This window comes from Novosphingobium mississippiense, from assembly GCF_044029535.1.
Taxonomy (GTDB): Bacteria; Pseudomonadota; Alphaproteobacteria; order Sphingomonadales; family Sphingomonadaceae; genus Novosphingobium.
Genome location: NZ_CP147001.1, coordinates 1,502,526 through 1,527,802 on the forward strand (window position 1 = coordinate 1,502,526; position 25,277 = coordinate 1,527,802).

General features: G+C 64.2%; 20 protein-coding genes, 1 tRNA gene and 1 pseudogene. 9 read left to right on the forward strand and 13 right to left on the reverse strand.

What is annotated here, in order from left to right:
* Nucleotides 1-65: 65 nt before the first annotated feature.
* A complete protein-coding gene (locus WBP06_RS07035; RefSeq protein ID WP_395333210.1) occupies nt 66-1,148 on the forward strand; it encodes an acyltransferase in 1,083 nt (360 codons plus the stop codon).
* A 106-nt stretch (nt 1,149-1,254) separates the two neighbouring features.
* Here WBP06_RS07035 and WBP06_RS07040 read toward each other — a convergent pair whose 3' ends face one another.
* The 7 genes and pseudogenes from WBP06_RS07040 to WBP06_RS07070 form a co-directional block, all read right to left on the reverse strand.
* On the reverse strand, nt 1,255-2,541 hold the full coding sequence (locus WBP06_RS07040) for an amidohydrolase family protein (protein ID WP_395334073.1): 1,287 nt from the start codon (nt 2,539-2,541) through the stop codon (nt 1,255-1,257).
* Between the two features lie 2 nt (nt 2,542-2,543).
* Entirely contained in the window at nt 2,544-2,825 is a 282-nt protein-coding gene (locus tag WBP06_RS07045) for a M20/M25/M40 family metallo-hydrolase (protein ID WP_395334075.1), read from the reverse strand.
* 76 nt (nt 2,826-2,901) lie between these two features.
* Nucleotides 2,902-3,954 (reverse strand): annotated as a pseudogene (locus tag WBP06_RS07050) (M20/M25/M40 family metallo-hydrolase); the annotation flags it as partial.
* Nucleotides 3,955-4,097: 143 nt separating this feature from the next.
* A complete protein-coding gene (gene acpA / locus WBP06_RS07055; protein WP_395333212.1) occupies nt 4,098-5,756 on the reverse strand; it encodes an acid phosphatase in 1,659 nt (552 codons plus the stop codon).
* 106 nt (nt 5,757-5,862) lie between these two features.
* Nucleotides 5,863-7,482, reverse strand: coding sequence for an alkaline phosphatase D family protein (locus WBP06_RS07060; RefSeq protein ID WP_395333214.1), 1,620 nt, complete (start codon nt 7,480-7,482; stop codon nt 5,863-5,865).
* Between the two features lie 26 nt (nt 7,483-7,508).
* Nucleotides 7,509-9,809 (reverse strand): TonB-dependent receptor, encoded by a 2,301-nt coding sequence (locus tag WBP06_RS07065; RefSeq protein WP_395333217.1) that lies wholly within the window; start codon nt 9,807-9,809, stop codon nt 7,509-7,511.
* Between the two features lie 115 nt (nt 9,810-9,924).
* Nucleotides 9,925-10,071 (reverse strand): hypothetical protein, encoded by a 147-nt coding sequence (locus WBP06_RS07070; RefSeq protein ID WP_395333219.1) that lies wholly within the window; start codon nt 10,069-10,071, stop codon nt 9,925-9,927.
* Nucleotides 10,072-10,155: 84 nt separating this feature from the next.
* On the opposite strand from WBP06_RS07070, the gene WBP06_RS07075 reads away from it, so the two are divergent.
* The 4 genes from WBP06_RS07075 (at nt 10,156) to WBP06_RS07090 (ending at nt 16,572) form a co-directional block, all read left to right on the forward strand.
* Entirely contained in the window at nt 10,156-10,977 is an 822-nt protein-coding gene (locus WBP06_RS07075; protein ID WP_395333221.1) for an alpha/beta hydrolase, read from the forward strand.
* A 165-nt stretch (nt 10,978-11,142) separates the two neighbouring features.
* The gene (locus WBP06_RS07080) at nt 11,143-11,913 is read left to right on the forward strand and encodes an ImuA family protein (protein ID WP_395333223.1); all 771 of its coding nucleotides are present in this window, start codon (nt 11,143-11,145) and stop codon (nt 11,911-11,913) included.
* Nucleotides 11,813-13,348, forward strand: coding sequence for a Y-family DNA polymerase (locus WBP06_RS07085; RefSeq protein WP_395333225.1), 1,536 nt, complete (start codon nt 11,813-11,815; stop codon nt 13,346-13,348). The genes WBP06_RS07080 and WBP06_RS07085 overlap by 101 nt, the downstream gene beginning before the upstream one ends.
* The gene (locus WBP06_RS07090) at nt 13,345-16,572 is read left to right on the forward strand and encodes an error-prone DNA polymerase (protein WP_395333227.1); all 3,228 of its coding nucleotides are present in this window, start codon (nt 13,345-13,347) and stop codon (nt 16,570-16,572) included. The genes WBP06_RS07085 and WBP06_RS07090 overlap by 4 nt, the downstream gene beginning before the upstream one ends.
* Nucleotides 16,573-16,654: 82 nt before the next feature.
* Here WBP06_RS07090 and WBP06_RS07095 read toward each other — a convergent pair whose 3' ends face one another.
* Nucleotides 16,655-16,843 (reverse strand): hypothetical protein, encoded by a 189-nt coding sequence (locus WBP06_RS07095; protein WP_395333230.1) that lies wholly within the window; start codon nt 16,841-16,843, stop codon nt 16,655-16,657.
* 71 nt (nt 16,844-16,914) lie between these two features.
* Nucleotides 16,915-17,466: a winged helix DNA-binding protein gene (locus tag WBP06_RS07100; protein WP_395333233.1), complete on the reverse strand. Its 552-nt coding sequence runs from the start codon at nt 17,464-17,466 to the stop codon at nt 16,915-16,917.
* A gap of 495 nt (nt 17,467-17,961) precedes the next feature.
* Between WBP06_RS07100 and WBP06_RS07105 the strand changes: the two genes are divergently transcribed.
* Nucleotides 17,962-18,038: transfer RNA gene (locus WBP06_RS07105), tRNA-Arg, on the forward strand.
* Between the two features lie 97 nt (nt 18,039-18,135).
* Here WBP06_RS07105 and acs read toward each other — a convergent pair.
* Nucleotides 18,136-20,085, reverse strand: coding sequence for an acetate--CoA ligase (acs, locus tag WBP06_RS07110; RefSeq protein WP_395333235.1), 1,950 nt, complete (start codon nt 20,083-20,085; stop codon nt 18,136-18,138).
* 383 nt (nt 20,086-20,468) lie between these two features.
* On the opposite strand from acs, the gene WBP06_RS07115 reads away from it, so the two are divergent.
* Both WBP06_RS07115 and WBP06_RS07120 read left to right on the forward strand, forming a co-directional pair.
* Nucleotides 20,469-20,984 carry a GNAT family N-acetyltransferase gene (locus WBP06_RS07115; RefSeq protein ID WP_395333237.1) on the forward strand — a complete coding sequence of 172 codons (516 nt, stop codon included), beginning with the start codon at nt 20,469-20,471 and terminating at the stop codon, nt 20,982-20,984.
* Nucleotides 20,985-21,079: 95 nt separating this feature from the next.
* Complete coding sequence (locus tag WBP06_RS07120; RefSeq protein ID WP_395333239.1) at nt 21,080-21,391, forward strand: PilZ domain-containing protein; 312 nt, start codon at nt 21,080-21,082, stop codon at nt 21,389-21,391.
* A 73-nt stretch (nt 21,392-21,464) separates the two neighbouring features.
* Here the strand turns inward: WBP06_RS07120 and lpdA are convergent, their stop codons facing one another.
* The 3 genes from lpdA to WBP06_RS07135 are packed head-to-tail and all read right to left on the reverse strand — an operon-like array spanning nt 21,465 to nt 24,601.
* Nucleotides 21,465-22,880: a dihydrolipoyl dehydrogenase gene (gene lpdA, locus WBP06_RS07125; RefSeq protein WP_395333241.1), complete on the reverse strand. Its 1,416-nt coding sequence runs from the start codon at nt 22,878-22,880 to the stop codon at nt 21,465-21,467.
* A 4-nt stretch (nt 22,881-22,884) separates the two neighbouring features.
* Entirely contained in the window at nt 22,885-23,277 is a 393-nt protein-coding gene (locus WBP06_RS07130) for an acyl-CoA thioesterase (protein WP_395333243.1), read from the reverse strand.
* Between the two features lies 1 nt (nt 23,278).
* Nucleotides 23,279-24,601 (reverse strand): pyruvate dehydrogenase complex dihydrolipoamide acetyltransferase, encoded by a 1,323-nt coding sequence (locus WBP06_RS07135; protein ID WP_395333245.1) that lies wholly within the window; start codon nt 24,599-24,601, stop codon nt 23,279-23,281.
* 185 nt (nt 24,602-24,786) lie between these two features.
* Here WBP06_RS07135 and WBP06_RS07140 point away from each other — a divergent pair, with 185 nt between their 5' ends.
* On the forward strand, nt 24,787-25,242 hold the full coding sequence (locus tag WBP06_RS07140) for a universal stress protein (protein ID WP_395333247.1): 456 nt from the start codon (nt 24,787-24,789) through the stop codon (nt 25,240-25,242).
* Nucleotides 25,243-25,277 lie beyond the last annotated feature (35 nt).

Consider the following 25,277-nt stretch of genomic DNA (forward strand, 5'->3'; position numbering starts at 1 on the left):
CGGTTGGCATTGCCGGCGAACACCCTCAGGTAACCGGCAAGGTCGCCAACTGCCCGGATTAGCGTTTGTCCAGAACCTTCATCGCCGATGCGTCGCGCAAGTCCGCCGCGATTTCGATCGCTCGGGTCATCTGCATCCTCGGCGTCGTCTACGTCCATGCATGGACCGGCTTGACCGGTTACGATCTGCAACTGGCCAAGGGCAGCCCGCAGGAAGACTTGCGCTGGGTGCTGATGGATGTGTTCGGGCGCAGCGCGGTTCCGTTGCTGGGCCTGATATCCGGCTGGCTGGTCGCTTCATCCAACCGCACGCGGGACTGGCCTTCGCACGTGGCGCGCAAGGCGCGGACGATCCTGCTGCCGATGGTGTTGTGGAACGTGCTGGCCCTGTTGTTCGTATCGGGCACCGCGTGGCTGCTGAACCTGCCCGCCCCTACACCGCATTCGCTGGGCTGGGTGTTCGAGGAAGTCTTCGTCGCCAGCCGCAATCCGGACGTGAACGTGCAGATGCCATTCCTGCGCGACCTGTTCGTCTGCATGCTGGCCGCGCCGCTGCTGGTGCGCCTTGCCAATCCCTGGCTGATCGCCCTCGCCTCGATTGCCGCGATCTGCCAGATCCTGGGCCTGGGGGCGCCGGTGTTCATGCGCGCGTCGATCCCGTTCTTCTTCCTTCTCGGCATTCTGGCGCGCCGGGGCCACGTGGCCGATCGCATTGCCGCATGGCCGCTGGCCATGGCCATTGTCCCGTTCGCGGCGCTGACCTGCATCCAGCTCTATGGCACGCTTCACCTGGACATCGATCCGGCTACGCCTTCGGCCACCACGCTGGACCTCGCCGTCAGGATTGCCGCGGCGGTGACGTACTGGCGCCTGTCATGGGCCTTGTCTGACAGCCCCGCCCGCGCGTTCCTGTTGCGGATCGAGCCGTTCGCGTTCTTCCTGTTCTGCTCTCACCTGATCCTGATCTGGCTGGGCGGGCCGCTGCTGGGCGCACTGTTCGGCAAATTGGGCACGCCGCTCTACCCGCTCTATCTGCTGGCCCAGCCGCTGATCGTGCTGCTGGCGGTGATCCTGATCGGCACCGCCATGGTGCGGGCGGCGCCCGGCCCGGCCCGCGTGCTGAGCGGCGGGCGCCTGATGGCAGCCTAGAGCAGTTGATCCAATTGCATTGGATCAACTGCTCTAAGTTTTTGGTTTATCGCGTTTTCCGAGTCATCAGGTGATTCCACCTGATTAGAAAACGCTCAGACCTCAGCTACTTTTCGAGCACACCCGCTTTCATCACGTGGGAGACGTTTTCCAGCACGCTGATGTCGCGCAGGGGATCGCCCTGGACCGCGATCATGTCTCCATACTTGCCCAGCGCGATCGACCCCAATTCGTTTTCGTGGCCGATCAACGTCGCCGCGTCGATGGTGGCGGCACGGATCGCCTGCATGGGCGTCATGCCGTATTTCACCATGTAGGCGAACTGGCGGGCGTTCAGGCCGTGCGGATAGACGCCGGCATCGGTTCCAAAGCCCAGCTTCACGCCCATCTTCACGGCTTTCTCGAACCCGTCGCGCTGGGTCTGCGTGGTCTCCCGGTTCTTGCGCAGATATTCGGCGGGCCAGCCTTCCTTGGTGCCCTGCTGGTCGATCCAGTCACCGTCGTAGATGTCCATCACCAGCCAGACGCCGGCATCCTTGGCCATCTGCAGCCCCTCGTCATCGATCAGGCTGGCATGTTCGATCGAATGGACGCCCGAGCGGATCGCCGCCTTGATCCCTTCCGCGCCGTGGGCATGGGCCGTCGCGTAGGAGTGATGCTCCTTGGCCACGGCCACCGCCGCCCGCATCTCGTCCTCGGTCAGTTCCACCTGCCCCGGCTCGGTGCCGATGGCGAGGACCGCGCCGGTGGCGATCATCTTGATGAAATCGGCGCCCTGCTGGAACAGGAACTCGGCCTTGTCATGCGCGTCCTGCGCGTTGCGCACCACGCCGTAGCGCATGTCGGCCGGAAGCTGATCGTTGGGGATCACGCCGTTGAGTTCGCCGCCGCCGCCCGGCTTGGTGATATAGGCACCCGCCACGAACATCCGCGGCCCCGGCACGTCGCCCGCCGCAATGGCATCGCGCAGGGCGACATCGGTGAGCCCGCGATAGGTGCCGACATCGCGCACGGTGGTGAAGCCAGCCTCCAGCGTTACCTTGGCATTACGCGCGCCGATCAGCGCGGTAAGCTGGGGCGAAGTGCGGTAGGGCGCCGCCACGTCCGCGCTCTGCCCGGCATCGGCAAGATGCGTGTGCAAGTCGATCAGCCCCGGCAGCACCGTGTAGTTCGACCAGTCCACGTCCTTCGCGCCCGAAGGCGTCTTGCCGCAGGCTTCGATGCGCGTGACGCGGCCGTCGGTCACCGTCACGCACTGGCCGGTGCGCGTGGTCTGGTAGTCAACGTCGATCAACCGCCCGGCACGGACGTAGAGCGTGTCCGCGATGGCGGGCGTTGCCAGAACGCCCGCCATGATACCTGCCAGAAGCGCGCCGCGCTTCGCCCCGTTCATGCTCACTTGCTCGCCAGATCCTTGTACATCGACAGGTAGTAGGTAAGGCCGGGGCGGATGTTGATCAGCGAGATCCGCTCGTTCAGGCCATGCGCGAACTCGTCCGAATCCTTCATCATCGAGGCGCTGGCACCATAGCTGGGCACGCCGACCGCGCGATACCACATCGAATCCGATGCGCCCGACGCCTGCGAGGGGATGATCGGCACCGGCCCCCAGGCCGCCGTCACCGCCTTGCGCGCGGCGGCCACGAAATCGGGCCGCATCGGCGAGGCCGGGGCCATGGTGGAAATCGTCACCCGTCACGTCGCTGAACTTGGCGGCGGGCATCGCGGCCACCTTTTCCAGTTCGGCCATGATCTCCTCACGCGTGTGGCCGGGGAAGATGCGGCAGTTGATGTTGGCGGTGGCGCGCTGCGGCAGGGCGTTGCGCGCGTGACCGCCCGACAGCATGGTCGGCACGCAAGTCGTGCTGACGCGGCCCACGGTTGCCGGATCGGCGCGCAGCACTTCCAGCGCGGCGGGATCGTTGGGATTGGCCGCGAAATCGCGCATCGCCTTGGCTTTCTTCGGATCGGCTTCCAGCTTGGCCGCCTCGGTCCAGTAGGCGCGGGTCACGTCGTTGAGTTCGGGCTTGAACTTGTAGGCGCCGATGCGCGTCAGCACTTCGGAAAGCTGGACGATGGCATTGTCCGGACGCGGGGCCGAGCTGTGGCCGCCGGGGTTGGTCACTTCGATCTGGTAATCGATGTAGGTCTTCTCGGCGCCTTGCCAGGTCCAGTAGAGCGGCTTGCCGGTCTCTTCGGACAGGGTGCCCGATGAGCCATCGACATTGAGCACGAGTTCGGCGTTCTTCAGCTTATCCGCGATCAGCTTGGAGGTCGCCATCGTGGTTTCCTCATCGCCCGAATAGGCGATGACCAGCGAACGCTTGGGCTTGAAGCCTTCCTTGCGCAGCTGGATCATCGATTCCATCGCCAGCACCGCTTCGAACTTGGTGTCGCTGGCGCCGCGCCCGAAGAGGTAGCCGTTTTCCACCACCGGGGTGAAGGGATCGCGCTGCCAATCGGCCGCCTTGGCTTCCACCACATCCATGTGCGCGGAAACGACCAGCGGCTTCAGCGACGGATCGCTGCCCTTCCAGGTGGCGATCAGATAGGCGGTGTCCTTGTAGGGCACGATCTCGATATCGCTGGCGCTCCAGCCCGCTTCGATCAGGCGCTGCTTGAACAGTTCGGCCACTTGCGGGGTCTGGTTGCCCTCCCCTTCCACCGAACGCAGGGCGATGGCCTTCTTGGCCATGTCAAGCACGTGCGCCTCGGCATCGGGATACGCCTTGGGCGCGGCCTGTGCGGAAGTCGAAGTTAGCGCGATGGCGCCGAGCGACGCCACGGTAAGAAGGATATGCCTCATGGAAACTGCCCTGCCCTGAATGCGATTTTGCCCGAAGGTTCTGTTGCCGAGGACGACGAGAATCGCCCCCGATGTCAACACTCTGTCGCATTCGCAGGGGCGGCGCACCTGTTTTGGTGCGCCGCCGAAAAGTTCAGGCGCCCTCAGGCAATATCAAGCGCACCGGTCAGGTCTCCCGGTGCCACACCACCCGCTGCCAGCATCGCATCCTCGCGCATCTTCAGGCCTTCCAACTTCTCCAGACCGAAGCGGCGGGTGATGAAACGGGCGATGGAGCCGGTATCATAGATCGTGTGATCGACGGTGCCTTTCTTCGCGTGAGGCGAAACGATCACGGCAGGAATGCGCGTACCCGGTCCCCAGCGGTCGCCCTTCGGCGGGGCGACGTGATCCCACCAGCCGCCGTTCTCGTCGAAAGTCACGACGATCAGCATCTTGTCCCACTGCGGGCTTTCGCGCAGGGCATCGATGACGGCGGCGATATGCCGGTCACCCGCGTCGATGTCCGAATAGCCGGCATGCATGTTGAGGTTGCCCTGCGGCTTGTAATAGCTGACCGCCGGAAGCTTGCCCGCCGCAGCATCGGCCAGGAACTTGTTGGTGCGCGCGGTGCTGCCCTCGCCACCGTCACGCAGGAATTTCGCGCGGTCGGCCGTGCCGGGGGCGAAGCGGTCGTAATAGTTGAAGGGCTGGTGATGCGGCTGGAAGTTAGGGCGCGATGGGAACGAGGCATCGTTCATGTGCCCTTCCTGCGCGGCATTCCAGCCGCCGGCGTACCAGGCCCAGTCCACGCCCTTGGCCGAGAGCATGTCGCCGATGGTCTTGTGCTTCTGCGGCACCAGCGTGCTGCCGCTGGCGGCGTTGGCATAACCCGGCTTGTCCGGGTCCAGCTCATACGTCGGCGCGTAAGGCGGCAGCATCGTGTTGACCGCCCAGAAGTCGGGCGAAAGCGTGCTGGGGCCGAATACCGGCGGGCCGTCGATGGCGCTGGCGGGGGTCTTGGGATCGCGCTTCAGGCGCGTGCCCTTGGGGTCGCTGCCTTCCAGCTTGGCGATCTTCTTCGCGGCCGGGCTCTTGTCCGCATCGGGATAGAACGGCGGCTGCGCGCAGATCAGGTATTGGTGGTTGAGGAACGAACCACCGAAGGCACCCATGAAGAAGTTGTCGCAGAGCGTGAACTCCCGCGCGATCTGCCAGAGGCGAAGCTGGGCGCGCATGTCGCCGTAATGGCCCATGACCAGTGCGCCGCTGTCCCCCCAGGCGACGAACTGATCGTTGGCGCCGCCGTTGATCTGCATCTGGTTGTGGTAGAACGCGTGGACCAGATCGCGGGTGACGAGGCCATGCGGCAGCGGATCGCCTTCCGGCGTCTTCAGCGCGAAGGGGCCATTCGGGATCGGCGCAAGATCGTCCGGCCCGATCTGGTATTCGGTGTGCTCCACCACTTGCTTGGAGGGCACCAGGCCTTCCCAGACCTTGGGCAGCTTTTCCATCACCGATCCGTCACGGTCCCGCTGGCGGGTGCGCTCGGCCGGCACTTGCGACAGCGGTTGCTGAAGGCCCGGGAAGTCTGCGAAGAGGTTGTTGAAACTGCGGTTCTCCGCGAAGATCACCACCACCGTGTCGATCGCCGCATGCAGCTTGGCATCGCTGACCGGGCGCGCGGACGATCCCTTGGCGGGTTTCGCTTCGGCGGTTTCAGTCGCGCTGCCGGCAACGGCAGCAGCGCCCAGCGCGGCGGCAAGGCCACCCAGGAAATCGCGGCGGTCGGGATTGCCGGACTTCGGATCGGAATCGGACATGTGGGGGATCCTTGCGGGAATTGGAAAACCGGCACTCTGTGGGACGGTGACTGCCCCCGCGTCAACCGTCCCGCTCGGTAAATTTCAGGCCGTTTCGGCGGAGTTTTCAGGCCTTGGCAAAGCGCCGCTCGCCCCATTTGACGGCCAGCGTGGTGCTGTCGGTGTTGGCGGTCGTCCGCTCTGCAATGGTCGACATGAAGTGCCAGGTGCCGCGCACATGATCGGGCGTAACGTCCAGCGAGACATAGCCGCGGCGGCTGACATCGGTGAATGCCAGCCCCGGATTGGCCTGACGCATCGCCCCGGCCAGCGCGCTGGGTGCGGCGCCGGGCAGATAAGCTTCGTAGCCCGGCGAAGTGACCGAGTGCCCGGCATATTCCACGCCCACGGCCGCGCCGCTGCTGGAAAGTTCGTTACCCCAGGCGTTGTGGCTGTCGCCCGAAAGCACGACAAGGTTGCAGTCGGCCTCCCGTGCGGCTTTCAGCAGGCGTTCGCGTGCAGCCGGATAGCCATCCCACGAATCCATGTTGAATGGCAGGCCCACCTTGGCAGCGGCCGCGGCCGCCATCAGTGCGCCGCGCACCTTCGGATCGCCGCCAGCGGGAACGAAATCGGCCAGAGCGGCGGGTGATTTCAGCGAACCCATGACGATCTGCTGGGCCAAAATCTGCCAGCGCTTGCCCGCCTTGGCCGACGCGGCAAAGCCCTTGTAGAGCCAGTCCTCCTGCGTCGCGCCCATCAGCGTGCGGTCGGCCGACATCCAGGGCCCATCGCGGAACGCCAGCAATGCCTTGGCCACATCCTGCTGGCCCACGAAGGCAGAGCCAAGGTCCAGCTGCTTCATGCGTGAGGAGACGCGCGTTTCCGGCCGGAACAGCGTGGCCAGCGAACCGATCTCATAGCTGCTCCAGTCCGCGTCGGAGATCGGCATCCATTCGCGATAGGCCTTCTCCGCCGCCGCCTTGCGCACGGACCACGGGCCTTCGGTTTCCGGCTGGTGGTTTTCGGCACCGTCCTTGTAGGCGTCGTTGGCGAATTCGTGATCGTCCCACTGCGCGATCATCGGGAAACGGCGATGGAGCGCGCGCAAGTCCGGATCGAGGCGATAGCTGGCATAGCGCAGGCGATAGTCGGCCAGGCTGACGATCTCGTTCGCCGGTTCGATCGGGCGGCCCGCCATCGGATGATCGGGATATTCGCCCAGCTTGTATTCGTAGAAGTAGTCGCCGACGTGGACCATCAGGTCCAGATCGTCCCGCGCGGCGGCGTGGGCATAGGCGTTGAACCAGCCGAACGGCATGTTCGAGCAGGAGAACAGGCCGATGCCGAAGCGGTTCACTTCGCCCACCGGCAAGGTGCGGGTGCGGCCAACCTCGCTCATCGTACCATCGGGCGCGATGAAGCGGTAGAAGTACCACCTGCCCGGCTGCAATCCGGCCACCACCAGCTTGGCGCAGTTGTCGCGGGCGGGCGAGGCCACAACCTCACCCCCGCTCACTACCTTGCGAAAGCCATCGTCCTCCGCAAGTTCGCAGCGCAGCTTGGTTTCAGCACTGCCGACATAGCGCGTCCACAGCAGCACGGAGTTCGCGGAAGGCTCACCGCTGGCAACGCCATGGGTGAAACCGCGCGCGGTCAGGATCTGGGCAACGCCGGGCGTCGAAAGCGCGGCAAGGCCAAGGGCGCCGGCCTTGATCAGAAGGCGGCGGTCAAGTGCGAAGGTCATCGGGGGTATGTCCTGTCGGCTGAAGGTCAGTAACGCGCGGTGAATTCGATGCCGTAAGTACGCGGCTCGGCGGGAATGAAGGTCGGGTGGCCGAACGAACCGCCGGTGTTGCCGGCATCCAGCAGGTACTTCTCGTTGCCCAAGTTGCGCGCAAAGCCCGCGACCTGGAAGCGCCCGTCCATGAACGAGACGCCGCCGCGCACGTTCACCAAGGTCACCGCATCCTGGCTGATGAGTTCCGTGTTCGGGATTTCGAAGTAGATCTTGCTGCGGTAGGTCACGCTGGGCGTCAGGAACACGCTGGTGTTCTGGGTGACCGGCACGTTCAGGTTGAAGCCCGCCGCCCACTGCCACTTGGGCTGAAGGCGGAACTGGTCGCCCGCGTAGGCGCCATTGGAGGCATTGTCGTCGATGCCGCCGCTGATGAAGCCCACGTTGCCGAAGGCGCTCAGCCAATCGGTGAACTTCGCTTCCAGTTCGGCTTCTACGCCCAGGTTCGATGCCGAACCTGCGCTGCGGGTAACGGCCTGCCCGTTCTCGATCACCGAGACCTGGAAGTTGCTGTAATCGTCATAGTAGACGCCCAGCGATCCGGAGAAGATGCCCGCCGAACCCTTGATGCCCGCTTCGTAGTTCCACACCGTCTCCGCCCGGATCAGGTCGAGATCGGCAACCGGCCCGGCAGCGGCCGAAAGCTGCACCACCGGTGAGCGGCGACCTTCGGAGATCGTGGCGTAGAGGTTGAAGTTCGGCGTCAGGTGATAAAGCGCGTTGAAGCGCGGCAGCACGGCGGCATAGGAGCGCTGCGCATAGTAGGTCTGGCCATCGGTATCGACCAGCGGCAGCAGCGGCTGGCCATAGACCGGGGCGTCGGGCTGGTAGGCGGCATAGCCCGAACGGCGCTTCTCGATCAGCAGACGCGCGCCGGCGGTCAGTTCAAGCTGCGGCACCGGCTTGAAGGTAACGTCTCCGAACATCGACCACGACTGGTTGCGACCCTTGTTCTCATACCAGCTGGTATAGGGAACAGCGGCATAGGCGCCGCCCGTCAGGTAGGAGGTGGCCAGCGATCCGGTGGCCACGTTGGACGAATTCACGCAACCCAGCGCCGGGATGAGGTTCGCCGTGCACTGAAGGTAAGTGCCCACTTCCGAGGAGAACGGCACGTACTGGTAGCTGTCCTCGATGAAATAGTTCCACCCGAACGAGGCCCGCCACTGGTCGTCGCTGTAAGTGAAGCGGCCTTCGTGGCTTGCCTGCCAGCCCTTGGCGCGTTCGGCGAATTCCAGATACCACGCGGCCGATCCGTCGGCATCGAACACTTCCAGTGCGTCGAAATGGCGATAGCCGTTGACGGTAGTGAAGTTCCAGCCGTCCGCAAAATCCCAGCTGGCGGTGAGGTTCACGTCATAGACGTCGCGGTGGAGGCCCAGCTTGTCGCTGCCCAGAACCTGCGCCGAATAGGGCGATCCGCCAAGGTAGGCGGGGCCATAGAGGCCATCCACGGCCGTAGAGCCCAGATCTTTCGACAGGAACGGCGTGCCCGAATTGCGCTGGCGATCGTACGTGAAGACAAGATCGGTGGTGAAGTTGCTGGTGGGCGTGAAGCGCAGCGATCCGCGCAGGCCAAGCTGGTCCTGCGCATAGAGATCGTCCTGATCCGGTGCCAGGTTCTTCACATAGCCGTCACGCTTCTTCCACTGCCAGGCGATGCGCCCGGCGATCACGTCATTGCCGGCGTTGACGAAGCCTTCCAGGCGATAGGCGTTCAGGTTGCCGTAGCCGCCCGTCACTTCCGCCGAAAGGCCGGGCTGCGGCTTGGCGGAAACCAGGCTGATCGCGCCGATCGTGGCGGCCGTGCCGAACAGCGTCGCCTGCGGCCCCTTCACCACTTCGATGCGGTCAAGATCGTAGTTGCCCTGATAGGCCCCGCGCGAGCGGGAGATGTCTATGCCGTTGTAATACAGCGTCACGCGCGGCCCCTGCTGCGCCGATCCGCTGTCGGACGTGATGCCGCGGATCACGAAGCCGGGGTTATTGGCGCTCTGGATCTGGATGTTCAGACCGGGAACATAGGCCGAAAGCTCGCCCAGATCGGTCACGCCAAGCTGGCGCATGCGCTCTCCGCTGGCGACGGACAGGGTGATCGGCACGTCCACCGCGCGCTGTTCCACTTTCTGTGCGGTGACGACGATCTGGTTCGAATTGCCGTCGGCAGCATTCGCGGCATCTGCCGGTGCGGCAGCCTCTTCGGCAAACGCCGCGCCCGGAATGCCGGCCAGTGCCGTGCCCGCCATCAATGTCGCGATGCAAATACCGAATTTCATTGCCATTTCCCCTGAGCCCTGAAGCGATTTCACGATCGGGGCGTTAACGGCTGGAAATGAAGCTTCAATGGCGATCCATCCCATACGGCGCAATCATGGGTGCATGTGATGCAAGTCACACAATTTCGCCGCCGCGCGACCTATCGACATTTCCCGGCAGATCACCTCCAAAGGCTTGTTGTTGCGAATGACTTGCATTAGCATACCATCCGAGATCAAAGCCGAGGGGAATCATGACCATGAAAGCCAAGACTGTCATCACGCCCCTTTCCCTCGCGCATGCAGTCCTTTCGTGCTGCCACCAGACCATCATCCTGCAACAGCACCCGCAACCGGGGGCGTCAAAATGAAGCCCAGCCTTGGCCTGGAGCCGCTGCTCGCCCTGCTGTCGGCCGGCCCGCTCGGCACCGCCGAATGGACATTGCCGCATTCCGACGTGCAGATCGTTCCCGCCCCCGATGGCCATCTTTACCGCCTGCTGGTCTCCTGGCCCGTGGGCGAGCCGCCCGCACAAGGGTGGCCGGTGCTCTGGCTGCTGGACGGGGAAGACAACTTCGCCATCGCCACGATGACGGCCCGGCGCTTTGCCGACGTGCATCCGGAAATCGGCAAGGGCGTGATCGTCGCCATCGAATCCGGCCACCGCGATCGGCGTGTGGAAGACTACACACCGCCCTCTCCCGGCTACGCGATCCCTAACGGCTTTCCTGCATGCGGACTTCCAACCGGTGGGGCGGAGCGCTTCCTCGATCTGATCGATGAGGTGTTCCGCCCACTGGTAGAGGGCCGCTGGCATCTCGATCCCGCGCGCCAGACGCTGGCGGGGCATGGCTTCGGCGGGCTACTGGCGCTGCACGCCATGTTCACCGGCAGGCCCTACTCGACGGTCGTCGCGGTAAGCCCCTCGCTCTGGTATGGCGGCGGCAGCCTGGCTGCTGGCGAGCGCAGGGCCGATCCCTGCCTGAAGGCGCGGCTGCTGGTGGTCAACGGCATGCAGGGCAATGACTTCGACGATCATGGCGGGGCTGCGGCGGAAGCGCTCGTCACCCGCTGGCAGAGGCGCGGCGCGGAGGCGGAGCACCTCTCGCTGGATGGAAAGAGCCATGGATCGACGATGCTGGCCGCGATGGGCGCCACCGTCACCACGGCATTCTCGGCAGGGCGCTGACGCCTGCTGGCGACAGCGCCCAAGGCCATCCATCAAATAACGCGTCTTTCCAGAACGATGGCGGCCGCCAGCGGGAATTTCCCGGGCAGACAGGGACGCCCCCGTTTGGCAAGCCGCGCATGTTGGAGTATGGAACATATAGTGAACAATTGAGCGATTCGGATCATGGCGGTCAAGACCTTCAAACTGGCCGAAAAGGTCATCGAACGCCTCCCGCAGGCCGATGGCGGCGCCTTGCCCGCGCTGGACGCGGGCCACTTGCACGAAATCCACGCAGGCGGAAACGACCGGGCGACCGCCCTCGCCTTTGCATTGAACCGCAGCGGCCTTGATCCGAACGGCGCGGTCGTACTTGTGCGCATGTCGCGCACATCGCCGCGCGCCGTGCCCAATGGACAGGGATTGGCTCTGCTGGGGATGCGGCCTGCCCGCCTGCTTCTGGTGGAAACCGAAAACGAACTCGACCTCCTGCGCGCCGGACTTGAAGCCGCCCGCTGCCCGGGGGTGGAACTGGTCCTGCTGGAAACGCAGGGGACTTTCGCGAAGTACGACCTGACTGCCAGCCGAAGGCTCGCCCTGGCGGCGGAACAATCGCGCAATCGGGTGATCGTGCTGCGCCAGGATGCCGAGCCGCGATCCAGCGCCGCGCAGACGCGCTGGTCCATCTCCAGCGCTCCTTCCATCCCGCTGGAAGCCGATGCGCCCGGATGGCCCGCGATGGAGGCACGGCTGCTGCGCTGGCGTGGAGGGGCCGCAGGCCGCAGTTGGCGGCTGGAATGGAATACGGATCATGGAACATTCCGGAATACGGACGAAGGCAGGGACAGGGACGAAAATGGAGGCGACGTCGCGCCAGTGCCTGGCGCTGTGGTTCCCCTATTTCGCGTGCGAGAGGGTGCGGATGGCGGCGGGCCTGACTATCCTCGCGCCGCCTGACCCACTCGCCCTCGTATCGCGCACCGGCAATGCCCTGCGCCTATCCGCCGTGGATGCCTTCGCCGTAAAGGCGGGGCTGGAAACCGGCATGACGCTTGCCGACGCGCGGGCGCGCTGCCCCACGCTCGTGACCAAGCCGGCCGATCCGGTGCTCGACGCGCGGGAGCTTGACCGGCTGGTCAGGGCGATGGTGCGCTTCACCCCGATGGTCGCGGCCGATCCGCCCGACGGCATCGTGCTGGACGTAACCGGCTGCACGCATCTGTTCGGCGGAGAAGGCGAGCTGGCGCGACAGGCCATGGCGCTGGCGGGCCATACCGCGCGCTACGCCGCCGGCCCGAACGCCACGGCCGCCCGAGCATTGGCACGACATGGCGGCGGGAATGGTGCCAGGAACGGAGACGTGCAGGCGCTTCCGGTCTCGGCTCTGGAACTGCCCGAGGATGCCCTGGCCGCCCTCCGCCGCGCGGGGCTGCAGCGGATCGGCGATCTCTCCCGCCGTCCGATGCAGACGCTGGCCGCGCGCTTCGGGGAGGAGATGGTTACCCGCCTGCGCCAGATCCTGGGCGAGGCTGCCAGCCCGATCGCTCCGCGCCGCATCTCCGCGCCGATCCGGCTGGAAACCCGCTTTCCCGAACCGCTCATCCGCACCGACGACGCGCTCGATGCCGTGGAGGATTTGCTGGAACAGGCCGCACGGGACATGGAGGCGCGCCAGCTTGGCGGCCGCCGTTTCGCCGTCACCCTATGCCGCAGCGACAATGCGCGGCGTCGGCTGGTGGTCGATACCGGCCGGCCCGAACGCGATCCGGCAATCGTCCTGCGGCTGCTGCATGAGCGGATCGACACCCTGTCGGACCCGCTCGATCCCGGTTTCGGCTTCGATTCGATCGAACTGGCGGTCTCCCGCACCGAGCCGCTGGCCGCCCGGCAGATGGCGCTGGAAGGTTCGCGCGAGGAAGCGAGCGACGACCTTTCCGCGCTGATCGACCGGCTCAGCGTCCGCCTCGGCCCCAATCGCGTCCTCCGCTTGACGTCTTGCGACCGGCATTTGCCCGAAGTCGCGCAAAGACTGCTGCCCGCAAGAGAGGCAAAGGCAGCGGACTGGCCCGTAGAGGAAGTTCTGTTGCCGCGCCCGGCGCTGCTGCTCGATCCACCGCAGCCGGTGGATGTGATCGCCGGCGTGCCCGATGGCCCGCCGCAGCGCTTCCGCTGGAAGGGTAAACTCCATGAAGTCCGCCTGGCCGAAGGGCCGGAGCGGATCGGCGCGGAATGGTGGCGCAAGCGGACCGGCCACCTTGTCGAAGGCAAACAGCCGACCCGCGACTACTATCGGATCGAGGATGCGCAGGGCCGGCGCTACTGGCTCTTCCGCCATGGCCTGTTCGAAGAGACGCCCAACCCGAAGTGGTATCTTCACGGCCTGTTCCCATGATCGATCCGCCGCTTTTCATGGAACCGGTGGCCGCCAGCAACTTCAGCTTCCTGCGCGGCGCATCGCATGCCGAAGCTATGGTGGCCCGCGCCCATGCGCTGGGCATGACCGGCATCGGCATCGCCGATCGCAACACCGTGGCTGGCGTCGCCCGCGCGCAAAGGGCGTGGAAGGAACTGGGCGGCCTTTGCAGCGGGTTCCGGCTGATCGTCGGCGCCCGGCTGGTCTTTGCCGATGGCACGCCCGATATCGTCGCCTATCCCATGACCCGCCATGGCTGGGGCCGGCTGACGCGCCTGCTCACCAAGGGCAATCTGCGCGCGGAAAAGGGCAATTGCATCCTGAACCTGCCGGACCTGCTGGCCCATGCGCAGGGCATGGCGCTGATCGCGATGGATGGCGACGCCGCCCTGCTCGAATCCCTGCGCGCAGCGGCGCCTAGGCTCTGGCTTGCCGCCGGCATGCCGCGCGGGGGAAGCGATGCCCGACGTCTGGCCCAGCGCATGGCGCTTTCCGCACAAACCGGAGTGCCGTTGATCGCCACCAATGATGCCCTCTACGCCTTTCCCGACGACAGGCCGATGCAGGACGTTCTCACCTGCATCCGCGAGGGTGTGACGATCCAGACTGCCGGTCGCCGCCTTGCCCCCAATGCAGAGCGGCACCTGAAGCCCCCGGTGGAAATCGCGCGCCTGTTTCGCGCCTGCCCCGATGCGCTGACGGCCACGCAGGATCTGCAGGACTGCATCGCCTTCACGCTGGACCAGCTTGTCTACGAATACCCGCACGAGCCTGTGCCCGAAGGCTGGCAGCCGCAGGACTGGCTCGAACAGCTCGTGACCGAGGGCGCGAAGGCCCGTTTCCCGGAGGGGTTGCCACAGGAATACCGGGCCGTCCTTGATGAGGAATTCCGGCTGATCCGGAGCAAGAACTACGCCTGTTACTTCCTGACCGTCCACGACATCGTGCGCTATGCCCGCAGCCTGGAGCCGCCGATCCTCTGCCAGGGTCGCGGATCGGCGGCCAATTCGCTGGTCTGCTACCTGCTGGGCGTAACCCCCATCGATCCGGTGCGGGAAAAGCTGCTGTTCTCCCGCTTCCTGTCCGAAGAGCGCGACGAGCCACCGGATATTGACGTCGATTTCGAGCATCAACGGCGCGAGGAAGTCATCCAGTATATCTACGACCGATACGGCCGCCATCGGGCGGGTATCGCCGCCACCGTAATCCGCTATCGCCAACGCAGCGCCATTCGTGAGGTTGGCAAGGCGCTCGGCCTGACGGAGGACGTGACGAGCCGCCTTTCCGGCACGATCTGGGGAAGCTGGGGCGGAGAGGAACTGCCCGAAAGCCGTCTTGCCGAGGCCGGATACGATCCTGACAACCCCGAACTCGCACGCCTGCGCGACATGGTCGGCCAATTGCTCGAATTCCCGCGCCATCTCTCCCAGCATGTCGGCGGCTTCGTGTTGAGCGAGGGACCGCTGGAGGAACTGGTCCCGATCCACAATGCCGCGATGGAAGACCGCACATTCATCGAGTGGGACAAGGATGACCTCGAATCCCTTGGCCTGATGAAAGTCGACGTGCTGGCGCTCGGCATGTTGACCGCGATCCGCAAGAGCTTCGACCTGCTGCGCGATCATCGCCTGCAAGACCTGACGCTGGCCACCGTCCCGCAGGAAGATGAGGGCACCTACAAGATGCTCCAGAAGGGAGACAGCATCGGCACCTTCCAGGTCGAAAGCCGCGCCCAGATATCCATGCTGCCGCGCATGAAACCGGCCGAACTCTACGATCTGGTCATTCAGGTCGCCATCGTCCGCCCCGGCCCGATCCAGGGCGGCATGGTCCACCCCTACCTACGGCGCCGCAATAAGGAGGAAGAGGTCGTTTTTCCGGGCCCGAAGGGTGAGATGGAGAGCGTTCTCGAAAGAACGCTGGGCGTACCGCTGTTCCAGGAACAGGCGATGAAACTGGCCATGGTCGCGGCCGGGTTCACCCCGGCCGAAGCGGACGGGTTGCGCCGCGCCATGGCCACGTTCCGCCACAACGGCACCGTCCATCATTATCAACCCCGGCTGATCGAGGGCATGGTGAGCCGAGGCTACCCCCGCGAATTTGCCGAACGCTGCTTCGAACAGATCAAGGGCTTCGGCGAATACGGCTTTCCCGAAAGCCACGCGCAGGCCTTTGCCTGGCTGGCCTATGTCTCGTCATGGCTGAAGTGCCATTATCCGGCGGTGTTCACCTGCGCCCTGCTCAACAGCCAGCCCATGGGCTTCTACGCCCCCGCCCAACTGGTGCGCGACGCGCAGGAGCATGGCGTCGAAGTGCGCCCGATCGACGTCAACGCCAGCGAATGGGACAACACGCTGGAAGGCGAACGCATCCTGCGCCTGGGGCTGCGGCAGATCGACGGTTTCCGAGAGGAATGGGCGGAAAAGCTGAAAGCGAAACGCGCCGAACGCCCCATCTCCTCCATGGAGGACATCGCCCGCCGCGCGGAACTGCCCGCCCGCGCGCTTCGCCTGCTGGCGGATGGCGATGCACTGGGGTCGCTGGGGCAGAGCCGGCGCGAGGCGGGTTGGGAAAGCCGCCGCGTCCCCCCCATGCAATTGCCGCTGTTCGCCGCGCTGGACAGCCCCGAACTGGGCAAGGAACCGGAAGCCCCGCTTCCCGCGATGTCGCCATCGGAAGAGGTTCTTGCCGATTACCAGACGCAGCGGCTTTCGCTGAAAGGCCACCCGATGCAATTCCTGCGCGATCATTTCGCGCGTCGGGGCGTGGCGAATTGCGCCACGGTCAATGCCGCGCGCGACGGCACGAAAGTGCAGGTGGCCGGCGTGGTGCTGGTGCGCCAGCGGCCGGGCAAGGGCAATGCCATCTTCATCACGATCGAGGATGAGACCGGCGTGGTCAACGCGCTGCTCTGGGCGCGCGAAATGGAACCGCAGCGCCGCGCCCTGATGGCGGCCCGCCTGATGGTGATCGAGGGGGAAGTGCAACGCAGCAAGGAGGACGTCGTTCACCTGATCGTCAAGACCATCACCGACGCCACCGATACCCTGGACATGCTGTCGCACACCCAAAAAGCCAAGTTCGACCACGAACGCGGCGACGAGATCGACCATCCAAGCCACCCGCGCGAGAAGGGCCCCGGCTCTACCGCCCGCCATCCCCGAAACGTGCGGATCCTGCCGCGATCACGCGATTTTCATTGAATGCGCAAACAAATTCGAAATGTCGCTGGATAAGGGATCCCGGTGCGCAGCATAGGGTGTCTGATAGCGGAGTGAGCCGCGATCAAGGGACGATCGGCGCCGTTCCATTCGGCGCCGCTTCTATAGCGACGGATCCCTGCAAGAGATCGATAGCCATCTGGACGTGGACGGCAATGCGCTGCTGTCCGGCGAAATCCAGTAGGGCCAGGGCTTTCTCCAAATGTTCCAGAATATCTCGCGCACCATCCAGCGAGATTTTTTGCCCACCCATTGTCACCCTCCATCTGCGTGCCGGAGGCTAACATGCATACCGCGGGAATACGACCCACACCCGTGGTATATTTAGATATTCAGACAATTCCGAATATATTCGGCCATCATGGAATATCCTTTTGGGGTAAGGTTCACGAAGGTGCGCCTGCCATCCTTCTGATCCCCGCTCCGGACGACCATGCCCGCGTCAATCAGGATCCCGATCCATCGCAGCGCTGTCGTGGAGGGGACCGAAGACGCGACGCAAGCGGATGTGACCGAGATCCGGCGCCCCTCGCAAGTGGAAGCGAAAAGATCCAGCAGAAGATCCCAGGCCGGCTCACCGAATAGATGGCTGGGCATCAACGCATCCCGTTTGCGACGGCTGCGATAGATCTGCCGGGCAGCCTTGCCCAGTTGCGCGCGGCTCAATCCATCGACATTGATCGGAAACCCTACAATGTCTGGAACATATTGCTCGCTATCAGGTTCATGATGCGTCGGCACCAAGAACTGCAATCCACCGACAAGGCTGGAAAGCCTTTCCTCGATCGCATCAAGCCTATGATGAAAAACGCTCTCACTGATGTAAGCCGCGCCATCATCGTGATTACCATACCGGTTTTTATCTAGTGAGCCCACCACATTTGTCCCGAATGCCGCACTAACGAATGCAAGGCGAGATTGCACACAAGCTACAACGTTCAGAAGTTAAACCGGATGCAAAGTTGCAAAAACTTAATCGGTTAAGCTTCGCTGGTGACCAACAATCCGCCGTCTCAGGTCGTCCCGACCGCTTGCCGTCATGCCGTTGATTGCATTTTTGGCACCAGCAGGCGCGATGATCATGGCCGTCAGACTGACTGAAATCAAGATACATCCCAACCTATGGAACGCGATCCTAAAACAGCGCAGGAGCGGGACGAAAACTGCTCCAGGCGCGCCCGATCAGCCTCCTCCACCGTCACATCAACCCAACTGCACACCAAAAATCGCATGGCACGGCATCAATTGTGCAATCCGGGATTGATCGGAAGGGGGTGGGTAGTTATCGGAATGCCCAAGGAATTCGGCCGCCCCCCGATTTTCCCATCAAGGGAGGGGTAGCCATTTTCCATATGCGGCCAAAACCGCAGTGGCCCCGTAGCTCAGCCGGATAGAGCGACAGATTCCTAATCTGTAGGCCGCGCGTTCGAATCGCGCCGGGGTCACCACTTCCTTCACATTGCAGATCGCGCCGCGACCCGCTCTTCGGGCGGCGCCTTGCCCATGCCCCGGAACGACCGGAACATGGGCATGAAGCGGCGCGACTTATGCCGTGGCCGGCTGCGGGCGATTGGCGATCAGGTTTTCGACCACCGAGGGATCGGCCAGCGTCGAGATATCGCCCAGGTTCGAAAAATCGTTCTCGCCGATCTTGCGCAGGATGCGGCGCATGATCTTGCCGGAACGGGTCTTGGGCAGGCCCGGCGCGAACTGGATCACGTCCGGCGTGGCGATCGGGCCGATCTCGTGGCGGACCCACTGGATCAGTTCCTTGCGCAGCGCCTCGTCCGGCTCGATTTCGGCATTGCAGGTGACGAAGGCATAGATGCCCTGCCCCTTGATCTCATGCGGCATCCCCACCACCGCCGCTTCGGCAACGGCGGGATGCGCAACGAGGGCGGATTCGATCTCCGCCGTGCCCATGCGGTGGCCGGAAACGTTGATCACGTCATCGATGCGGCCGGTGATCCAGTAGTAATCGTCCTCATCGCGGCGGCACCCGTCGCCGGTGAAGTAATAGCCGGCGAAAGTGGTGAAATAGGTCTGAAAGAAGCGATCGTGATCGCCCCAGACGGTGCGCATCTGACCCGGCCAGCTGTCGGCGATGACCAGGCAACCGTCGGTCGCCCCCTCCAGTACGGTGCCGTCGTTGTCCAGCAGCATCGGCTTCACGCCGAAGAGCGGCTTGCTGGCGGAACCGGGCTTCAGCGCGGTGGCACCGGGCAGCGGAGTGATCATGGCGCCGCCGGTCTCGGTCTGCCACCAGGTGTCGACGATCGGGCAGCGGCCCTCACCCACCACCTTGTGATACCATTCCCAAGCCTCGGGATTGATCGGTTCGCCCACGGAACCCAGCAGGCGCAGGCTTTTGCGGCTGGTCTTCTTCACGAAGTCGTCGCCCTCGCGCATCAGCGCACGCAGCGCGGTGGGGGCGCCGTAGAAGATCTCCACCTGGAACTTGTCGACCACCTGCCAGAAACGGCTGGCGTCCGGGAAATTCGGCACGCCTTCGAACATCACCGTGGTCGCGCCGTTCATCAGCGGGCCGTAGACGACGTAGGAATGGCCGGTCACCCAACCGACATCGGCGGCGCACCAGTAGACCTGACCAGGGCGATAATCGAAAACGTACTCATGCGTCATCGAGGCCCAGACCGAATAGCCGCCGGTGGTGTGCAGCACCCCCTTCGGCTTGCCGGTGGAGCCGGAGGTGTAGAGGATGAACAGCGGATCTTCCGCATTCATCTCCTCGGGCGGGCAATCGGCGGACTGTTCGGCGACGGCGGCAGCCCAGTCGATATCGCGGCCCTCCACCTTCGGCACGTCGGCGCCGGTATGGGCAAGGACGATCACGTTCTCCACACCGGGGCAGGCCTTCAGCGCTTCATCGACATTGGCCTTGAGGGCAACCTTCTTGCCGCCACGCAGCCCCTCGTCGCTGGTAAGGACGATGCGGCTGTCGCAGTCCTGGATGCGGCCGGCGAGTGCGTCGGGAGAGAAGCCGGCGAAGACGATCGAATGGATCGCGCCGATGCGGGCGCAGGCCAACATGGCGACGGCAGCCTCGGGCACCATCGGCAGGTAGATGGTGACGCGATCGCCCTTCTTCACGTCCCGCGCCTTCAGCAGGTTGGCGAAACGGCAGACCGATTCGTGCAGCTGGCGATAGGTGATGCGGCGTTCCGGATTTTTCGGATCGTCCGGCTCCCAAAGGATCGCAATGTCATCGCCACGTGCACTTAGGTGCCGGTCGAGACAGTTGGCGGAAAGGTTCAGCGTGCCGTCGGTGAACCAGGAAATTCCGAAGTCCGCCTCGTAAAAGCTGGTCTGCTTTACGACGCTGAACGGCTTGATCCAGTCGAGCCGCTGGGCTTCCTCGCGCCAGAAACCATCGGGATCATCGATGGAGCGCTGGTACATCTCAACATAGCGCGCCTCGTCGATCAGGGCGTTCTTCGCCCATTCCGCGGGCACGGGATAGATGGCCTCGGCCATGATGTATTTCTCCTCTCCGGTGGAGCTTTTCCGGCAATTGCGGACCTTCTGCCAGCATCTGGCAGGCGCGCGCAATCGCTTCGACAACAGACATTAGAGATTGGCGGAACGAGTGCCAGTTGCAACGGGCCAATTCGGCATTTCCGTCCGCCCAACGGTGTCCCGCAGTCGAGACGAAACGCAGCGCATTCGCGCACTTGCAAGCGCGCCTGCGAGGCCATGGGCGACATGCGACGGGGCCTGTGCTATCCCGGGCCCGCGCCGCGATCACGGCGGCGGGATTATGAGGGGAATGGAACTGATCCATATCAAGGCCACGCCCCTCGCCACGATCCAAGGTACCGGCACTTCTCGACCCAGCACTTTTCTGCGGAGTCTCGTCCATGTCCCTCAATGACGTCATCACCCTTTCCACCCGTTCCGGCATTGAACTCGAAGTCCGTCCCGCCAATGAGGGCGACGAAGCGGATCTGACATCCTTTTTCGAACAGGTGACCGATGAAGACCGGCGCTTCCGCTTCTTCGCGGCAGCCGACCGGGTGAGCGCACAGCAGATCGCGCCGCTGGTCACGGCCGATCACTTCCGCACCGAATCGTGGCTGGGGGTGAACAAGGCCAGTGGAGAGATCGTGGCGTCCGGCGTGCTTGCCTACGATGATTCGCTGGAAACCGCCGAAGTGGCGATTTCCGTGCGCGCCGATCACAAGGGCAAGGGCGTGGGCTGGGCCATGCTCGATTTCCTGGGCAAGCAGGCGCAGACCCGCGGCTGCCGGAAGGTGATGTCCATCGAAAGCCGTGAGAACAGCGCCGCGATCGAAGTTGAGCGTGACAAGGGCTTCACGCCCGAATCGTTCCCCGGAGACCCCACGCTGGTGGTGCTTTCCAAGACTTTCGGCTGATGGGTTCGCTCCGGTTCGGCGCTATTTGCCGGCCGTGCTAACCCCTTGGTAAGCCTGGAACTTGCAAGACAGCCGTCCATTTGGCGGAGGTTGTCTTGCAAATCGTTTCCCCCCACGACGTGGATCAGCTTGAACGCGGCGCACGCGTGGATCTTTCGCTGCTATGCGAAGTGCGCCAGGGCACCCGGCCCTGGAAAGTCGCCCGGTTGGAAGATCTTTCGCCCGGCGGCTTCCGCATCGCCTGGCTGCCCGATGCGCGCGAAGACATGCCGCTGCGCATCCGCATTCCCGGCCTTCAGATGCTGAACGCGCGAATCTGCTGGACCAGCGGCAACACCATCGGCTGCGCCTTTGCAGAGCCGCTCCATACCGCCGTCTTCGAACACATCGCCCGCGCTGCCGCTTGAGCATCTCACCTGCAAACGAAAAGGGCGGGCCCTTTCAGGCCCGCCCTTCGCATTTTCGCAGTAGGCCGCTGCCTCAGATGTGAATCGCGCGGCCGTAAGCTGCCAGAACCGATTCGTGCATCGCTTCCGAGATCGTCGGGTGCGGGAACACGGTCTGCATCAGTTCGGCTTCGGTCGTCTCCAGCGTCTTGCCGACGACATAGCCCTGGATCATTTCGGTCACTTCCGCGCCGATCATGTGGGCGCCCAGTAGTTCACCGGTCTTCGCATCGAACACCGTCTTCACGAAGCCCTCGGGCTCGCCCAGCGCGATGGCCTTGCCGTTGCCGATGAACGGGAAGGTGCCGGCCTTCACTTCGTAGCCCGCTTCCTTCGCCTTCGCTTCGGTCATGCCGACCGAGGCGATCTGCGGGTGGCAGTAGGTGCAGCCCGGAATGTTGTTGCGGTCAAGCGCGTGCGGATGGACGTCCTTGTTGCCCAGTTCCTGAGCAATCGCCTCAGCCGCGGTGACGCCTTCGTGGCTTGCCTTGTGGGCCAGCCATGGGCCTTCGACGCAGTCGCCAATGGCCCAGACGCCCTTGACGTTGGTGCGGCCGTAATCGTCGGTCTTGATGTGGAAGCGCTTGTCGGGCTCGATGCCCAGGTCTTCCAGGCCGATGTTCTCGACGTTCGGCACGATGCCGATGGCGACGATCATGTGGCTGAATTCCGCCGTCTCGGCCTTGCCGGCCTTGTCGGTGATGGTGACCTTCACGCCGTCCTTGCCAACGACCATGTCGCTGGTCTTGGCGGCGGTCTTGATCTTCATGCCCTGCTTGGTCAGCTGCTTTTCGAGGAACGCCGAAACGTCGGCATCCTCGACCGGCACGATGCGATCCATCATCTCCACGACGGTGACGTCAACGCCCATGTCGTTGTAGAAGCTGGCGAATTCGATGCCGATCGCGCCCGATCCAATGACCAGAAGCTTGGTCGGCATTTCCTTCGGCGTCATCGCGTGGCGATAGGTCCACACGCGGTTGCCGTCCGCCTTGGCGTTGGGCAGATCGCGGGCGCGGGCGCCGGTGGCGATGATGATGTGCTTGGCGGAGAGGGTTTCGGTGCCCTTCTCGCCCGTCACTTCCAGCTTGCCGGGGGCCACAAGCTTGCCGGTGCCCATGTGCACGGCGATCTTGTTCTTCTTCATCAGGTGCGTGACGCCCTGATTCAGCTGCTTGGCAACGCCGCGCGAACGCTGGACGACCGCGTTCAGGTCGGCCGTGATGTTGTCGGCCGCAAGGCCATAGTTCTTGGCGTGCTTCATCTGGTGGAACACCTCGGCCGAGCGCAGCAGCGCCTTGGTCGGGATGCAGCCCCAGTTGAGGCAGATGCCGCCGAGCAGTTCACGCTCGACGATGGCGGTCTTCAGGCCAAGCTGCGCGGAACGGATCGCCGCGACATAGCCACCGGGGCCCGAGCCGAGGACGATGACGTCATAGGTATCAGCCACTGTCTTACTTCTCCTGATCGATGACGCGCGGTTTGCCGAATTCGTTCACCGCGACGAAGGTGAACACGGCCTGCGTCACCTTCACTTCTTCTTCTTCGTGCCGATGGCGGCGCCATGCCTCGATGGCGATCGTCATCGAAGTGCGGCCAAGCCGCTTGATCTCGCCATAGACCGACACTTCGTCACCTACCTTTACAGGGAGATGAAACTGCATGCCGTCCATGGCAACGGTGACCGCGCGGCCGCGCGAACGACGGGCGGCGATCAGACCGGCGCCCATGTCCATCTGGCTCATCAGCCAGCCGCCGAAGATGTCGCCATAGGCGTTGGCATCGGCCGGCATCGCCGTGACCCGGATCACCGGGTCACGCGGGCAGCCACTGGTCTCGTCGTTCATTTCAGGCAACCATGCCCAGCGGCGTTTCGATGTATTCGCGGAAGGCGGCCATCAGGCGGGCACCGTCGGCACCGTCCACCGCGCGGTGGTCGAAGCTGCCGGTCGCGCTCATGACGGTGGCGACGCCCAGCGAATCGTCGGGCATGACCCACGGGCGCTTCTCGCCCGCGCCGACGGCGATGATCGTCGCCTGCGGGGGGTTGATCACGGCCGTGAACTGCTTGATGCCCATCATGCCCATGTTCGAGATCGAGGCGGTGCCGCCCTGATACTCGCCCGGCTGCAGCTTGCCTTCCTTGGCGCGCTTGCCAAGGTCCTTGGTCGCCTTCGCGATTTCGGAGAACGACTTGCCGTTGGCGTTCTGGACGATCGGGGTGATCAGGCCGCCGGGGATCGATACGGCAACTGAAACGTCGGCGCGCGCATATTTGATCAGCTCGTTACCGGCGAAGGTCACGTTGCATTCCGGCACATCGATCAGCGCGCGGCCCAGGGCCTTGATCAGCATGTCGTTGACCGAAACCTTCACGCCCTGCTTTTCGAGCATGGAGTTAATCTCGGCACGCAGGGCCATCAGCTTGTCGAGGCGCACGTCCACCGTGAGGTAGATGTGTGGCGCTTCCTGCATCGACTGGGTGAGGCGACGCGCAATGGTCTTGCGCATGCCCGACAGCTTTTCGACGGTGTGCGGAATGCGATCGTCCAGCAGAGCGCGGGTTTCCGGTGCCATTTCCACCGAAGCGGGCTTGGCTTCGCCAGCGGCGGCAACGGGCGCTGCGGCAGGAGCCGGAGCGGCAGCCTTCGGCGCGGCGGTGCCGGGCTGAGCGGCTTCGACGTCGGCCTTGACGATGCGGCCCTTGGGGCCGGTGCCGGTGACGGCGGCAAGGTCAACGCCCTTGGCAGTGGCAACGCGCTTGGCCAGCGGCGAGGCCACCACGCGGCCGTCCTTCGACGCCGGAGCGGCCGCAGGTGCCGAAGCGGCGGGAGCCGAGGCAGCAGCGGGAGCGGCGGCAGGCGCAGCAGCCGGGGCCGAGGCAGGCGCAGCCGCCTTGGGCGCGGCTGCAACGGCGCTGGCGTCTTCGCCTTCACCGGCGATCACGGCGATCACCGTGCCGACCTTCACGCCTTCGGTACCTTCGGGCACCAGAATCTTGCCGACGACGCCTTCGTCGACGGCTTCGAATTCCATCGTGGCCTTGTCGGTTTCGATTTCGGCCATGATGTCGCCGGAGTTGACGGTATCGCCTTCCTTAACCAGCCATTTCGCCAGTTTCCCCTCTTCCATCGTGGGGGACAGGGCGGGCATCTTGATCTCGATGGGCATGGAAGCTTGTGAGTCCCTTGTTATCCTGGGGAGGTGTGCGGGGTTGGCCTTTCCTTGGACAAGTTGCGCGCAGCATACAAGCGCCTTCGCAATCCTTTCGCCATTCGTGATCTCTTGCACGGAGACCTGAATGGCCCGATAAGCACCCTCCAAGGGGATCGAGGCAGGATCGGGGCGAAAAAACCATGCGCGTCTATCTGGTTATTGTAGACGAGACCGAGGAGGCGCTGGTCGCCCTTCAGTTCGCCGCCCGCCGCGCCGCGAAGACCGACGGCGTGCTTCACCTGCTGGCATTGGTACCCCCGCAGCCCTTCAATGCCTTTGGCGGCGTACAGGCCACGATCGAGGAAGAAGCGCGTGCCCGCGCCGAAACGCTGGTGACGGCGGCAGCCGGCAACCTGCTGTCGCAAGGCGCAAAAATGCCGGTGATCTCCGTCCGCATGGGCGAGGATATCAAGATCGTGCGCGAATATCTGAAGGAGCATCCGGAAGTGTCCGCGCTGGTCCTTGGCGCAGCGAAGGAAGGCGGGCCGGGGCCGCTGGTGGCGCACTTCACCGGGGCGGGCCTTGGCCACATGCCCTGCCCCGTCTTCGTGATACCCGGAACGCTCGATGCCGAAGCGATCGAGCGCCTGAGTTAGCACCCTTGGGCTAACCCCCGGATGTATCGGCTCCG

Bases quoted from the DNA above. Each gene is read 5' to 3' on its own strand.
- WBP06_RS07040 (WP_395334073.1), bottom strand. From the start codon at position 2,541: ATGAACGGGGCGAAGCGCGGCGCGCTTCTGGCAGGTATCATGGCGGGC.
- WBP06_RS07045 (WP_395334075.1), bottom strand. From the start codon at position 2,825: ATGGCCCCGGCCTCGCCGATGCGGCCCGATTTCGTGGCCGCCGCGCGC.
- acpA (WP_395333212.1), bottom strand. From the start codon at position 5,756: ATGTCCGATTCCGATCCGAAGTCCGGCAATCCCGACCGCCGCGATTTC.
- WBP06_RS07060 (WP_395333214.1), bottom strand. From the start codon at position 7,482: ATGACCTTCGCACTTGACCGCCGCCTTCTGATCAAGGCCGGCGCCCTT.
- WBP06_RS07065 (WP_395333217.1), bottom strand. From the start codon at position 9,809: ATGAAATTCGGTATTTGCATCGCGACATTGATGGCGGGCACGGCACTG.
- WBP06_RS07075 (WP_395333221.1), top strand. From the start codon at position 10,156: ATGAAGCCCAGCCTTGGCCTGGAGCCGCTGCTCGCCCTGCTGTCGGCC.
- WBP06_RS07080 (WP_395333223.1), top strand. From the start codon at position 11,143: ATGGCGGTCAAGACCTTCAAACTGGCCGAAAAGGTCATCGAACGCCTC.
- WBP06_RS07085 (WP_395333225.1), top strand. From the start codon at position 11,813: ATGGAGGCGACGTCGCGCCAGTGCCTGGCGCTGTGGTTCCCCTATTTC.
- WBP06_RS07090 (WP_395333227.1), top strand. From the start codon at position 13,345: ATGATCGATCCGCCGCTTTTCATGGAACCGGTGGCCGCCAGCAACTTC.
- WBP06_RS07095 (WP_395333230.1), bottom strand. From the start codon at position 16,843: ATGGGTGGGCAAAAAATCTCGCTGGATGGTGCGCGAGATATTCTGGAA.
- acs (WP_395333235.1), bottom strand. From the start codon at position 20,085: ATGGCCGAGGCCATCTATCCCGTGCCCGCGGAATGGGCGAAGAACGCC.
- WBP06_RS07115 (WP_395333237.1), top strand. From the start codon at position 20,469: ATGTCCCTCAATGACGTCATCACCCTTTCCACCCGTTCCGGCATTGAA.
- WBP06_RS07130 (WP_395333243.1), bottom strand. From the start codon at position 23,277: ATGAACGACGAGACCAGTGGCTGCCCGCGTGACCCGGTGATCCGGGTC.
- WBP06_RS07135 (WP_395333245.1), bottom strand. From the start codon at position 24,601: ATGCCCATCGAGATCAAGATGCCCGCCCTGTCCCCCACGATGGAAGAG.
- WBP06_RS07140 (WP_395333247.1), top strand. From the start codon at position 24,787: ATGCGCGTCTATCTGGTTATTGTAGACGAGACCGAGGAGGCGCTGGTC.